Origin of the sequence: Micromonospora sp. NPDC049662 (assembly GCF_040675055.1) — a bacterium.
Taxonomy (GTDB): Bacteria; Actinomycetota; Actinomycetes; order Mycobacteriales; family Micromonosporaceae; genus Micromonospora.
Genome location: NZ_JBFAOC010000029.1, coordinates 21,563 through 34,586 on the forward strand (window position 1 = coordinate 21,563; position 13,024 = coordinate 34,586).

General features: G+C 71.3%; 9 protein-coding genes and 1 tRNA gene. 1 reads left to right on the plus strand and 9 read right to left on the minus strand.

Features of this window, described 5'->3' with window-relative positions; genetic code table 11:
* Nucleotides 1-235: 235 nt before the first annotated feature.
* Nucleotides 236-308: transfer RNA gene (locus AB0J36_RS21350), tRNA-Asn, on the minus strand.
* 329 nt (nt 309-637) lie between these two features.
* On the opposite strand from AB0J36_RS21350, the gene AB0J36_RS21355 reads away from it, so the two are divergent.
* Nucleotides 638-1,036: a hypothetical protein gene (locus AB0J36_RS21355; RefSeq protein WP_355051320.1), complete on the plus strand. Its 399-nt coding sequence runs from the start codon at nt 638-640 to the stop codon at nt 1,034-1,036.
* 313 nt (nt 1,037-1,349) lie between these two features.
* Here AB0J36_RS21355 and AB0J36_RS21360 read toward each other — a convergent pair whose 3' ends face one another.
* The 8 genes from AB0J36_RS21360 to AB0J36_RS21395 form a co-directional block, all read right to left on the minus strand.
* Nucleotides 1,350-2,357, minus strand: coding sequence for a sugar phosphate isomerase/epimerase family protein (locus AB0J36_RS21360; RefSeq protein ID WP_355051319.1), 1,008 nt, complete (start codon nt 2,355-2,357; stop codon nt 1,350-1,352).
* A gap of 212 nt (nt 2,358-2,569) precedes the next feature.
* Nucleotides 2,570-3,064, minus strand: coding sequence for an ATP-binding protein (locus AB0J36_RS21365; RefSeq protein ID WP_357398852.1), 495 nt, complete (start codon nt 3,062-3,064; stop codon nt 2,570-2,572).
* 165 nt (nt 3,065-3,229) lie between these two features.
* Nucleotides 3,230-5,344, minus strand: a complete 2,115-nt coding sequence (locus tag AB0J36_RS21370; RefSeq protein WP_357398854.1) for a ThuA domain-containing protein — start codon at nt 5,342-5,344, stop codon at nt 3,230-3,232.
* Nucleotides 5,345-5,419: 75 nt separating this feature from the next.
* Nucleotides 5,420-8,275 (minus strand): PQQ-dependent sugar dehydrogenase, encoded by a 2,856-nt coding sequence (locus tag AB0J36_RS21375; protein WP_357398858.1) that lies wholly within the window; start codon nt 8,273-8,275, stop codon nt 5,420-5,422.
* Nucleotides 8,276-8,491: 216 nt separating this feature from the next.
* Nucleotides 8,492-9,559: a polyprenyl synthetase family protein gene (locus tag AB0J36_RS21380; RefSeq protein ID WP_357133357.1), complete on the minus strand. Its 1,068-nt coding sequence runs from the start codon at nt 9,557-9,559 to the stop codon at nt 8,492-8,494.
* Complete coding sequence (locus tag AB0J36_RS21385; RefSeq protein ID WP_357133355.1) at nt 9,556-10,971, minus strand: nucleotide pyrophosphatase/phosphodiesterase family protein; 1,416 nt, start codon at nt 10,969-10,971, stop codon at nt 9,556-9,558. Before AB0J36_RS21385 ends, AB0J36_RS21380 begins: the two co-directional genes overlap by 4 nt.
* Complete coding sequence (gene eboE / locus AB0J36_RS21390; RefSeq protein WP_357133353.1) at nt 10,968-12,167, minus strand: metabolite traffic protein EboE; 1,200 nt, start codon at nt 12,165-12,167, stop codon at nt 10,968-10,970. The genes AB0J36_RS21385 and eboE overlap by 4 nt, the downstream gene beginning before the upstream one ends.
* Entirely contained in the window at nt 12,167-13,024 is an 858-nt protein-coding gene (locus AB0J36_RS21395; RefSeq protein ID WP_357133351.1) for a TatD family hydrolase, read from the minus strand. The genes eboE and AB0J36_RS21395 overlap by 1 nt, the downstream gene beginning before the upstream one ends.

The following is a 13,024-nucleotide window of genomic DNA, read 5'->3' on the forward strand; positions in this document are numbered from 1 at the left end:
AGGTTGGGCCGGGGCAAGGCGAGGCCGAGGCAGTGCCCAGGGTGGGGTCGGAGCAGGGCCGAGGGTGGGGAGGGGCCCCGGGGCGGGAGCGCCTTCAGGGACCAGGGCCGGGAGAGCCGGGGCCGGGAGAGCCGGGGCCGGGGACGGCCCGGGGGCAGGGACGGCCGAGGGGCTGGGAGGATCTGGATACGGGAACGCCCGTCGGCGTGGGCCGACGGGCGTTTGGGTGGAGAAGCTCCCCCGATTGGACTCGAACCAATAACCTGCCGGTTAACAGCCGGCTGCTCTGCCAATTGAGCTACAGGGGATCGTGCACCGCTTGGTAACCGGATCTCGCCGGCACCGTGCGACGGGGACAAGAGTACAGGACATCCCCGGGTGGTGGTCCAGTGGGTTCCACCCGCAGCACACCCACAGCACACCCGCAGCCCGCCCGTAACCCACCATGATCCAGATTCGCAGGTCAGGGCTGGGAGGGCGTTCACAATCAGGGCAAATCGCCATCCGGGCACAAGCAGGCTTGAGCGGAGAGCAGGATGGGTAGTTAGCTGCGGACAGAGGACGCAGGCGCGAATTGGTCGCGTCCGGCGGGGCGACCCGACGGGGCGACGGCGCGTCAGGTACGGAAGGAGCCGCCATGCGCGGAAAGATCATGTTTCTTGGCGGGCTGGCTGCGGGATTCGTCCTGGGCGCCCGTGCCGGCCGGGAGAAGTACGAAGAGCTCGTGGTCCGGGGCCGCAAGGTGCTCGACCACCCGACCGTCCAGGAGGCGGCCGGGGTCGCGCAGGCCCAGGCCAACCGGCTCTACAGCGAGGGCAAGGACAAGCTCGGCCAGACCAAGCTGGGCGAGAAGCTGGGCAACGGCAGCACCGGCAAGCAGGAGCTGACCGCCGCCGACGACGCGTTCGCTGGCACGCCCGCCACCGTGGGCGCCAAGGCGGGCAGCAGCCCGGTCGGCACGACCTCCGGGTCGCCGTCGGCCACCACCCCCCGCACCAAGCCGTCCGGCTCGGGCACCAACGCAAGCACGCTCTGACCCACCCGTACGTCGACGGGCCGGCCGCCGCGAGGCGACCGGCCCGTGGTCTGTCCAGACCGTGCTCCGGCCGACCAGCCACCGGGCGACTGAGCCATCCGGCCGCCGGACCACCTAGCCACCCGCTAACCGAGCCACCTAGCTGCCCCGCCACCAGACCACCTAGCCGCCGGCACCGGGGCACCGGGGCACCGGGCCACCAGGCCACCAGGCCACCAGGCCACCAGGCCACCAGGCCACCAGGCCACCAGGCCACCAGGCCAGACGAACCCGGCCCGGCCCGGCGGTGGTCGTCGGGCCGGGCGGTGGCTCGTCAGTCCTTGCTGCTGAACGCGGCGTCGAAGGCGGCGCTCGGCGCGTCGAAGGCGAGCCGGCGGACGAACTGCAGCGCCTCGGGGGCACCGACCAGGCGGTCCATGCCGGCGTCCTCCCACTCGACCGAGATCGGGCCGTCGTAGCCGATCGCGTTCAACGCCCGGAAGCAGTCCTCCCAGGGCACGTCGCCGTGGCCGGTGGAGACGAAGTCCCAGCCGCGGCGCAGGTCGGCCCAGGGCAGGTGCGAGGCGAGCCGGCCGCGACGGCCGTCGCCGGTACGCACCTTCGCGTCCTTGCAGTCGACGTGGTAGATGCGGTCGGCGAAGTCGAAGATGAAGTTCACCGGGTCCAGCTCCTGCCAGACGAAGTGCGACGGGTCCCAGTTGAGCCCGAACGCGGGCCGGTTGCCGATCGCCTCAAGCGTCCGCTTCGTCGTCCAGTAGTCGTACGCGATCTCGCTGGGGTGCACCTCGTGCGCGAACCGCACGCCCACCTCGTCGAAGACGTCGAGGATCGGGTTCCACCGGTCGGCGAAGTCCTGGTAGCCGCGCTCGATCATCGCCGGCGGCACCGGCGGGAACATCGCGAGGGTGTGCCAGATGGACGAGCCGGTGAAGCCGACGACGGTGTTCACACCGAGCTTCGCCGCCGCCCGCGCGGTGTCCTTGATCTCCTCGGCGGCCCGCTGGCGTACGCCCTCGGGCTCCCCGTCACCCCAGATGCGGCCGGGCAGGATGTCCTGGTGCCGCTCGTCGATCGGGTGGTCGCAGACCGCCTGACCGACCAGGTGGTTGGAGATCGTGAAGACCTGGAGGTTGTGCTTGGCCAGGGTCTCCTTCTTGCGCTCGATGTACGAGTCGTCGGCGAGCGCCTTGTCGACCTCGAAGTGGTCGCCCCAGCAGGCGATCTCCAGACCGTCGTAGCCCCACTCGGAGGCGAGCCGGCAGACCTCTTCGAACGGCAGGTCGGCCCACTGGCCGGTGAAGAGCGTGATGGGTCGCGCCATTGTCCTTCTCCCCTGATGTGATGGGGATTCCGTTGTGCGGACCGGGGCGAGGGTGACCGGTCAGATCGGTACGTGGCATCGGGGCGGAACGCCGGTGGGTGCCGAGCGCACCTGAACCCGGCGGGTTGCGCCTCCCACCGGGCCACCGGCAACCGTCACGGTCGCCGCCCCCACCCTATTTCCGCCGGGCGCATCGCGAAAGCCCCGGATCGTCACCCGGCCATTTCTTCGGGGGCCGGCAGGACCGCCCGGACGGTGAAGCCACCGCCCGGGTTCGGGCCGGCGCTCAGGGTGCCGCCGACCCGCTCGACCCGGCGGCGTACCGCGACCAGGCCGCCACCGACCCGCGCCGGGCTGCGCACCGCTGGCGCGCCGTCGTCGCGTACCTCGATGGTGATGCCCTCGTCGTCGTAGCGCAGGCGGACCGCGACGGCCGCGCCCGGCGCGTGCCGGCACGCGTTGGTCAGGGCCTCTTCGATGACCCGGTACGCCGCCACGTCCACCGCCTCGGGCAGTGGCCGGGGCGCCCCGGCCAGGCTCCAGCGCACGGGCTGGCCTGCGGCGAAGCCCTCGACCAGGGCATCGAGGCGGTTCAGGCTGGGCGCCGGCCCGGTCAGCGGGTCGGGCTCGTCGGCCGGGCGCAGCGCGTTGTGCAGCCGGCGTCCCTGCGCCTGGACCATCCGGCGCCATCGCGCGTAACGCCCCATGCCGGTCAAGGTACGGCAGCCGACTGGCAGTCGATCCGCGGCATCGGTCCGACGCGCGGGACGCCGTCGGCGCGGCGGCGGTGAGGTACCGCCGCGCCGACGGCGTCATCGGGTGGTACGCCGGGGCCGCCGGTCATGTCCGACGGCCCCAGCGGGCTCGGTGGGTCAGGGCAGGGTCCACTTCTGGTTGGCCGCGCCGTTGCAGGTCCAGAGGTGGACGACGGTGCTGTCGGCGGAGTTGTTGCCGGACACGTCGAGGCACTTGCTCGAGGACGTGTTGCGCAGGCTGCCGTCGGACTGGGCCGCCCAGTTCTGCGCGCCGCTGCCGTTGCAGGTCCAGAGCTGGATCTTGGTGCCGTCGGCGGTGCCGCCGCCGGAGACGTCGAGGCACTTGCCGAGCGCCTTGATGGTCGAGTTCGGCGTCACGGTCCAGGTCTGCGCCGTACTGCCGTTGCAGGTGTAGATCTGGATCTGGGTACCGTCGGCGGTGGCGCCGCTGCGGACGTCCAGGCACTTGCCGGCGAGCCCCTTGACCGGCCCGACGCCGGAACCGCCGCCGGTGCCCTTGACGAGGGTGAAGTCGTCCACGTCGAAGAGGCCGGTGCCGCTGCCGTTGAACGTGAGGTACAGGTTCTGGGCGCCGGACGGGACGTTCGACAGCGTCGTGGTGACGTTGGCGTACGTGCTCCAGCTACCGGTGTTCGGCACCGTGACCGTGCCCAGCAGCGGCCCGGTGGCCGAGCCGGTACGGACTCCGATGGTGCCGCCCGTGCCACCCGAGACGACCCGGGAGGTGAACGAGGTGACGCCGGTCAGGTCCACGCCGTTGTACGCGGCCCAGTCGCCCGGTTCGATGTAGCCGAGCGTCTGCCCGCCGTTGGCGCCGGCCTTGGTGAACGCGCTGACGCCGTTGGCCGAGCTGAACGCCTCCGCCTGGACCGTGGTGTTGCCGGTCGGCGGGTTGCTGCCGCCCAGCTCCTTGATCCGGATGTTGCGGAAGTAGGCGTCGTCGCCCGTACCGTGGTTCTGGATGCCGATGTGGCCGGCCAGCGACCGTACCGGATCGGTGTTGGTGAAGTCGTTGATCTTCACTCCGTTGAGGAAGACCTGCAACCGCTCCCCCTCGACCAGCAGCTCGTAGGTGTTCCACTCCCCCGGCGCGTTCAGCGCCGCGTCCCGGGCGGCGATGTCGGCGGCCTTGTACGTGTAGACCGCGCCGGTGGTGCGGTCGACCGCGTCGGTGGCGTCGATCTGGACCTCGTAGCCGTTGTCGATCGCCGACTGCGGGCTACTCGACGGCGGGAAGCCGATGAAGATGCCGGAGTTGTCGTCGCCGGCCAGCTTCCAGTCCAGCTTCAGCGAGTAGTTGGTGAACTGCTTCGCGCTGTACCAGTACAGGCCCATGCCGCCGACCGAGGTGAGGGTGGCGTCGGAGTTGGTGAAGTTGCCCGGCCCGGCCTGCGACCAGCCGGTGGTGGAGCCGTTGTAGAGCGGGGTGTAGCCGGTCTCGGGCCGGCAGTCGGCCTTGCTCCGGCCGGCCGCGTACCGGATGCCGCCGAGCAGGTGGTTGCGGAACGCCGGCTCGGCGTACGACGCCTGGGTGTGCCCGCTTCCGGTGTAGAAGGAGCGGCCCCCGCTGTAGCTCTTGCACCAGGAGTGCGGGTGATCGGCGCCCATCCCGCCGCCGGAGTACGACGACTCGTCCAGCGTGGCGAGCACGTGCGCGGTGGACCGGGCGTTGGTGCGGTAGTTGTACCACTCGTCGGTGCGGGTCCAGGTCTGCGGCAGGTGCCCGGTCGCGGCGTGCCCCCGGTCCTCCACCTTGACGTTGGCCTGTTGGATGGCCGGGTGCGAGGCGAACCACGCGCCGACCAGGTTGCCGTAGAACGGCCAGTCGTACTCGGTGTCGGCGGCGGCGTGCACACCCACGTACCCGCGGCCCGAGCCGATGTACGACTCGAAGGCGGTCTGCTGGGTGGCGTTGAGCACGTCGCCGGTGGTGTTGAGAAAGACGACCGCCTCGTACTGGGCGAGGTTGCTGGTGGTGAACGCGGCGGCGTCCTCGGTGGCGGTGACCGTGAAGTTGTTGGCCGCGCCCAGGTCACGGATGGTCTGGATGCCGACCGGGATCGCGTCGTGCCGGAAGCCGGCGGTCTTGGAGAAGACCAGCACGTCGTACGGGGCGTCGGCGGCGCTGGCCGGGGTGGCCGGGGTGGTGCAGGCGATGACGGCGAGGACGGCGGCGCTCAGGCCGACCGTGGATCGCAGGAGTCTGCGCATGTCGCTCTCCTAAAACCTGTTAGGAAGGGCCCCTTGTACAACACTAGGCGGTAACAAGGGGCCCTTCCTTTCAACTCAGGGCAGGGTCCACTTTTGGTTCGCGGCGGCGGTGCAGGTCCAGAGGTTCACCACGGTGCTGTCCGCGGAGCTGCTTCCGGAGACGTTCAGGCACTTGCCGGACGCCACGTTGCGCAGCGTGCCGTCGGCCTGCGCGGCCCAGTTCTGCGCCCCGGTGCCGTTGCAGGTGTAGAGCTGGATCTTGGTGCCGTCGGCGGTGCCGGCACCGGAGACGTCGAGACACTTGCCCAACGACTTGATGGTGGAGTTCGGCGTGACCGCCCAGGTCTGGGCCGCGCTGCCGTTGCAGGTGTAGATCTGGATCTGCGTGCCGTCGGCGGTGGCGGCGCTACGGACGTCCAGGCACTTGCCGCCCAGGCCCGTGATGGGGCCGGTCCCACCGGTCGGGGCCGAGCCGGTGACGAAGGTGAACGCGTCCAGGTCGTAGAGCGCGCCGGTGCCCGTACCCGCGAAGGTCAGGTAGAGCGTGGTGGTGCCGGTCGGCGGGTTGGTGATCGCCCCCGTGACGGTGGTGAACGTCTCCCAGCCGCCGGTCACCGGTACGGTCGCGGAGCCGAGGACCGTGCCGGTGGCCGAGCCGGCCCGCACCTGGAGGGTGCCGCCGCTGCCCGCCGAGGAGACCCGGGCGGTGAACGAGGTGACGTTGCCGAGCCGGTACGGCTGGAACGCGATCCAGTCGCCGTTGTTGATGTCGCCGACGGTCTTGCCGCCCTCGGCCGGGGTCTTGCTGAACACGTTGATCCCGGAGGAGCTGCCGAAGAACTCGGCCTGGCGGTGCCGCGGCGGCAGGGTGTGCTGGGTGTGCGTGGTCAGGCCACCGGCGTCGGTGTACTCGGCGTCGAAGATGGCGAAGATGTTCGCCGCGTCGTCGTGCTCGCCGTCGACCGGGATGGTGATCGAGCCGGAGCAGCCGTTCTTCGAGGTGATCTGGTGCCCGTGCTGGTCGTGACCGAGCACGTAGGTCATCTTGACCTTGGTGCAGTCGATCGTGCCGTCCTCGGGGTCGGTCACCGTGATGCTGTACGGCACGGTGTCACCGAAGCTGAAAAGCTGCCCGTTGCCGGGGTTGTTGATGGTCACCGTGGGCGCGGTGTTGCCGACGTTGATCTGCACGCTGGCGCTGCCGGTGGCGCCCTGCGGGTCCCGTACGGTCAGCGTCGCCGTGTACGTGCCGTTGGTGCTGTAGGTCTTCGTCGGGTTCGCCGCCGTGGAGGTGGTGCCGTCGCCGAAGCTCCACGAGTAGGTGAGCGTCCCGCCCTCGGGGTCGGACGAGCCGGCCGAGGAGAACGTCACGGCCAGCGGGGCAGCGCCGGACGTCTTGTTGGCGCTCGCCGCGGCGCTGGGCGCGCGGTTGCCACCGGCGACGTAGTCGAAGCGGTACAGCGCCGAGTTGGCGTCACCGTTGAAGTAGCCGGTGCCGTAGTCGAGCACGTAGTACGAGCCGTCCGGGCCGAAGGCCGAGTCCATCACCTGCTTGCCGACCCACGGGAACGTGTCGATGGTGCCCCGGGAGCCGTCGGAGTTGACGTGGATGGGCTTGATCCAGCCGCGGCCGAACTCGGTGGCGAAGAACTGCCCGTCGAAGGACTGCGGGAACTTCGTGGTGGAGGTCGACGAGGCGTTGTACCGGTAGACCGGGCCGCCCATCGGCGACTCGGAGCCGCCGCCGAACTCGGTCGGGGTGCCGGCGTCACCGGCGTACCGGATCCAGGCCGGCTGGGCCGGCGGCAGGGTGGTCAGGCCGGTGTTGCGGAACGAGTTGTTGGTCGGCCCGCCGGTGCAGTTGTACTTCGCGCCGCTGGCGTTGGTGGCGAAGTCCCACTCGTTGTACGTCTCGGTGCTGGTGTTGGTGCCGGTGCAGTACGGCCAGCCGTAGTTGCCCGGAGCCGCGACCCGGTTGAACTCCACCTGGCCGGACGGGCCACGGGTGGCGCTGGTGGAGCCGGCGTCCGGCCCGTAGTCGCCGACGTAGACGACCCCGGTTCCCTTGTCGACGCTGATCCGGAACGGGTTGCGGAACCCCATCGCGTAGATCTCCGGCCGCGTCTTTGCGGTGCCGGGCGCGAACAGGTTGCCCGACGGGATGGAGTACGTCCCGTTGGTGTTCACCTTGATCCGCAGGATCTTGCCCCGCAGGTCGTTGGTGTTGCCGGCGCTGCGCTGCGCGTCGTACGCCGGGTTGCGGTTGGTCCGCTCGTCCAGCGGCGAGTAGCCGGCGGACTCGAACGGGTTGGTGTCGTCGCCGGTGGACAGGTAGAGGTTGCCGGCGGCGTCGAAGTCGATGTCACCACCGACGTGGCAGCACAGGCCGCGATCGGCCGGTACGTCGAGGACGTCGACCTTGCTGGCCTGGTTGACGGTGAAGTCGCTGTTGAGGGTGAACCGGGAGAGGCGGTTCACTCCCTGCCAGGCCGAGAAGTCGGTGCCGGTCGCCGGGGCGTCGCCGGCGGGGGTGGACAGCGGCGGCGCGTAGTAGAGGAAGATCTGCCGGTTGCTGGCGAAGTTCGGGTCGACGCCGACGCCCTGTAGGCCCTCCTCGTCGTGGTTGTAGACCGACAGGGTGCCGATCACCGAGGTGGTGCCGTTCGCGTCGGTGCGGCGCAGGGTGCCGTTGCGGGCGGTGTGCAGGACCGAACGGTCCGGCAGGACGGCCAGCGACATCGGCTCGCCCATGTCGGTTACGCCGCGGGCGAGTTCGACCTGCTGGAAGTCGCTGGCGTTGATGGTGTGCGCCTGGGCCGGTGTCGCGCTGGCCGTGAGGGTGACCGTGCCGGCCGCGGCCACGAGGAGCAGGGCCGATCCGGCGGAGAACCATCGTCGGGACCGTTGGTTGGGTCTGTCCTTCATGGACATCTGTGCTGTCCCTTCCTGACGAGAGGCCAGGGCGGGGCGCGCGCCGTCGCGCCGGATGCCGTAGCGGGTGGTGGGGTCGATGGGTTACCGCGCCGCCGGTTCACCTCGACGAAACATTGTCGTGTTGGCCCCGACACTAAGTCGCAAGTGTCGATGTGTCCATACCTTCCGGTGAACCGGCATGAACTTTCGTCGATTTGATCGAAAGTCGGCCGGTCAGGCGCGGCGGTCGATGGCCTGCGCGGCCAACGCGACAAGCGCGGCCCGGGCCTCCTCGTTCACCGCCGCGCTCCGCAACGCGGTCAGCGCGGCCTCGGTGCGGACGCGGATCATCTGCTCGATCCGGTCCCGCGCGCCGGTGGCCTGGATGATCTCGCGCAGCTCCGCCGCGCCGTCGGCGTCCAGCGTGGGGTTGCCGAACAGCTCCTTCAGCCGCGCGGTCTGCGACCGGTCCGCAGAGCTGCGGGCCAGCGCCATCATCACCGTCGGCTTGCCCTCGCGCAGGTCGTCCAGGATCGACTTGCCGGTGACCGCCGGATCACCGAAGACGCCCAACACGTCGTCGCGGAGCTGGAACGCGTCCCCCAACGGGTCGCCGAACTCGCCGAGAGCGGCGATCAGCTCCGGTCCCCCACCGGCGAGCGCCGCGCCGATCTGCAACGGCCGGGTGACCGTGTACCGGGCCGCCTTCATCCGTATCACGGTGAGCGCGCTGGCGACCGAGCCGTCGCCCACGCCGGACACCAGGTCCAGGTACTCCCCCGCGATCACCTCGGTACGCATCAGCGCGAACACCGCGTACCCCCGGTGCACCTGCTCGGTCCCGAGCCCACACTCATGGAACATCTGATCCGACCAGGCCGCGCAGAGGTCGCCGCAGAGCAGGGCGGTGTTGCGCCCGTACGCCTCCGGGTCGCCGCGCCACGACGACCGGGCGTGCAGGTCGGCGAAGAGCCGGTGCACCGACGGCTCACCCCGGCGGCGGTCGCTGCCGTCCAGGATGTCGTCGTGGATCAGCGCGAACGCGTGGAACAGCTCCAACGCCGCCGCGGCCACCACGATCGGGGTGGCGTCGGCCGCCCCGGCGCCGCGCCAGCCCCAGTAGCAGAACAGTGGCCGCAGCCGCTTCCCCCCGGCCAGCACGAACCGTTGCAGCGCGGTGAACACCCCCCGGGGCGCGCCGTCGGGCCAGTCCGGCCCCTGCCGGTCGAGGAAGGCGGCCAGCTCCGCGTCGAAGCGCGCCCGCAGACCGCTGGTGTCGGTGGGCGCGACGGTGACGGTCACGTCCGATCTCCCGGACCCTGCGCACCAGCGGCGCTTAACCCGGCCAGCTCCAGTAACAAGCCCTTGACCTCGGTGGCGGCGATCCGGTCCCGGGCCGCGGACGCGTCGGAGCAGAGCAGCACCGGGGCGTCCGCCGGGTCGGTGGGAAGCCGCCCGTGCGAGCCGCGGATCGCCCGCGCGCCGGCGTCCAGGCCGACGGCGCTCATCAGGTAGCGCATGCCGAGCTTCTTGCGGGCCAGCGCCACGCCGGCGCGGGCCTTGGCGGCACCGGGATTGGCCGGGTCGAAGAACAGCTCGGCGGGGTCGTACCCGGGCTTGCGGTGGATCTCGACCAGCCGGGCGAAATCGGGCGCGTTGGCGTCGTCGAGCCAGTAGTAGTAGGTGAACCAGGAGTCCGGCTCGGCCACCAGCACCAGTTCCCCGGCGCGCGGATGGTCCAGCCCGTGCGCGGCCTTGCCGTCGGCGTCGAGCACCTCGGCCACCCCGGGCAGGCCGGCGCAGAGCTTCGCCACCGCCGGCACGTCGGCCGGGTCCTTGACGTAGACGTGCGCGATCTGGTGGTCGGCGACGGCGAACGCCTTCGACGTCCAGGGGTCGAGGTACTCCATGCCGGCCTGGGTGTGCACCCGCAGCAAACCCTCGCTGCGCAGCAGCCGGTTGACGTCGACCGGCCGGGACACGTCGGTGATGCCGTACTCCGACAGCACCACCACGGTGGCGTCCCGGGCGCGGGCGGCGTCCAGCAGCGGCCCGAGAACGGCGTCCAGCTCGGCCGCCGCCGTGGCTGCCTGCGGCGACGAGGGGCCGTACCGTTGCAGGTCGTAGTCCAGGTGGGGCACGTAGACCAGGGTCAGATCGGGTGACACGTCGGCCAGGATCTGCTCGGCCGCCTGGCAGATCCACTTCGACGACGGCAGCGCGGCCGTCGGCCCCCAGTAGGTGAACAGCGGGAAGGTGCCGAGCCGCCCGGTCAGCGCGTCGTGCAGCTCCGGCGGGTCGGTGTAGCAGTCCGGCTCCTTGCGGCCGTCGGCGTAGTAGACCGGGCGGGGCGTGACGGTCCAGTTCACGTCGGCGCCCATGGCGTACCACCAGCAGACGTTGGCGACGGTGTAGCCCGGCTCGGCCCGGCGGGCCGCGTGCCAGAGCTTGTCCCCACCGACCAGCGCGTTGTGCTGCCGCCACAGCAGCACCTCGCCCAGCTCCCGGAAGTACCACCCGTTGCCGACGATGCCGTGCCCGCTGGGCTGCTCGCCGGTGAGGAACGTGGACTGCACCGAGCAGGTCACCGCCGGCAGCACCGTGCCCAGCTCGGCCCGGAAGCCACCGTCGGCGACGCCGCGCAGTCGGGGCATGTGCTTCAGCAGTCGCGGGGTCAACCCCACCACGTCGAGGACCACCAGTCGCCGGCTCATCGCGTCACCTCCATGCTCACGGTTCGGTCTGCGGTCAGCCCGAGGCCGACCAGTTCGTCGCGGGCGAAGGCCAACTCGGCGGCGATGCCGGCGGCCAGCTCCGCGTCGGTGCCGGGCCGCCGTGCGGCCGGCAGGACACCCCAGGTGTACGTCTCGACGTCGAGGTGGTCGCAGCCGGCGACCGGCCCCTCGAAGAGCGCTCTCAGGGCCGCGCGGAGGACCGGCAGGGTCGAGCCGAGCGGTTGCTCGGGCGGGGCGTGCAGGGGCACGTGGTAGTGCACCCGCCACGGGCCGGGAAGCTCCCGGTCCAGGGCCTCGTCGAGATCGTCGGCGGCGTACGCCTCGTCGGCCGGGTCGGCCACGCCCGCGCAGCCGGCGCTGCGGGTCTGGTGCAGGAAGCGCGGCTCCACCCAGCGGCGCAGCGCGTCGGCCCCACCGGCCGGGTCGGCCGCCTCGACGGCGGCGGAGACCTGCACCTTCACCACGGGCAGTCCGGCCGCCCGCAGCCGGTCCAGCGCCGCCGCCGGCTCCTCCCACGCGCAGGCCAGGTGCGCGAGGTCGAGGCAGACCCCCATCCGGTCGGTGTCCATGCCGGACAGCAGCGCGGCGGCCTGCCCGGTGCTCTCCACCACGCAACCGGGCTCCGGCTCGAACGCCACCCGCACCTCACGGCCGGTGTCCCGCTGCACGTCGGCCAGGCCGGCCGCGAGCGCATCGAGCCGCCGCCGGGCGGCGTCGGCCAGGTCGGTGCTCCACGGCCGCCGCCAGGCCAACGGCAGGGTGGAGATCGAGCCCCGGGCCGCGTCGTCGGGCAGCAGGTCGGCGAGCACCCGGGCCAGATCCAGGGTGTACGTCAGTCGTTGCTCGGTGGTCCAGTCCGGGTGGTACACGTCCTGCTTCACGACGGGGGCCTGGAAGGCCGCGTACGGGAAGCCGTTGAGGGTGACCACCTCCAGACCGCGCGCGTCCAGTTCGGCGCGGAGCCGGCGGCGCAGCGCCGGGTCGGCGGCCAGTTCGGCGGCGACCGGGGCGGCCAGCCACAGGCCGAGCCCGAGCAGGTCGCTGCCGAGCGCCTGACGCACCGGCACGGCGTAGGTGTCCAGTTGGGCGAGGATGCCGGCCAGGTCCTCGGCGGGGTGCACGTTGGTGCAGTAGCCGAGGTGGACCGTCTCGCCGCCGGAATGTCGCAGCCGCATCAGCTACCACCGCGCAGGATCGAGTTGCCGGTCTGCGGGTCCACGGCGGCGGGCGCCTCCACGTCGCCGAGGTCGAGCCGACCCGACTGCCCGTAGAACTCCACCGGGTTGCGCCACAGCACCTTGTCGACGTCGTCGTCGCTGAAGCCGGCCGCACGCATCGCCTCGCCGGTGGCCCGGGTCAGCAGCGGATCGGAGCGTCCCCAGTCGGCGGCCGAGTTGACCAGCATCCGTTCGGTGCCGTACTCGCGCAGCAGCTCGACCATCCGCGACGGTGTCATCTTGGTGTCCGGGTAGATGGAGAAGCCCAGCCAGCAGCCGCTGTCCTTGACGAGCTTGACGGTCACCTCGTTGAGGTGGTCGACCACCACGCGACCCGCGTCGATGCCGGACTCGGCGACCACGGCGAGGGTGCGTTCGCAGCCCCGGGCCTTGTCCCGGTGCGGGGTGTGCACCAGCGCCGGCAGGTCGTACGCCACGGCGAGGGCGAGTTGCGCGGCGAACGCCTCGTCCTCCTCGGGGGTCATCGAGTCGTACCCGATCTCGCCGACCGCCACGACCGCGTCCTTGTCCAGGTAGCGGGGCAACAGGTCGAGCACCGGGCGGCAGCGCGGGTCGTTGGCCTCCTTCGGGTTGAGCGCGATGGTGGCGAAGTGGCGCACCCCGAACTGCCCGGCCCGGAACGGCTCCCAGCCGATCAGCGAGTCGAAGTAGTCGACGAACGACGCGGCGCTGGTGCGCGGCTGGCCCAGCCAGAACGCCGGCTCGACCACCGCGAGGACGCCGGCGCCGGCCATCCGTTCGTAGTCGTCGGTGGTGCGCGAGGTCATGTGGATGTGCGGGTCGAAGATGCGCAT

What these genes read in the sequence shown, in the direction of transcription:
- AB0J36_RS21370 (WP_357398854.1), bottom strand. Translation starts at nt 5,344, where the DNA reads ATGCGCAGACTCCTGCGATCCACGGTCGGCCTGAGCGCCGCCGTCCTC.
- AB0J36_RS21375 (WP_357398858.1), bottom strand. Translation starts at nt 8,275, where the DNA reads ATGTCCATGAAGGACAGACCCAACCAACGGTCCCGACGATGGTTCTCC.
- AB0J36_RS21360 (WP_355051319.1), bottom strand. Translation starts at nt 2,357, where the DNA reads ATGGCGCGACCCATCACGCTCTTCACCGGCCAGTGGGCCGACCTGCCG.
- AB0J36_RS21395 (WP_357133351.1), bottom strand. Translation starts at nt 13,024, where the DNA reads ATGCGCATCTTCGACCCGCACATCCACATGACCTCGCGCACCACCGAC.
- AB0J36_RS21385 (WP_357133355.1), bottom strand. Translation starts at nt 10,971, where the DNA reads ATGAGCCGGCGACTGGTGGTCCTCGACGTGGTGGGGTTGACCCCGCGA.
- AB0J36_RS21365 (WP_357398852.1), bottom strand. Translation starts at nt 3,064, where the DNA reads ATGGGGCGTTACGCGCGATGGCGCCGGATGGTCCAGGCGCAGGGACGC.
- eboE (WP_357133353.1), bottom strand. Translation starts at nt 12,167, where the DNA reads ATGCGGCTGCGACATTCCGGCGGCGAGACGGTCCACCTCGGCTACTGC.
- AB0J36_RS21355 (WP_355051320.1), top strand. Translation starts at nt 638, where the DNA reads ATGCGCGGAAAGATCATGTTTCTTGGCGGGCTGGCTGCGGGATTCGTC.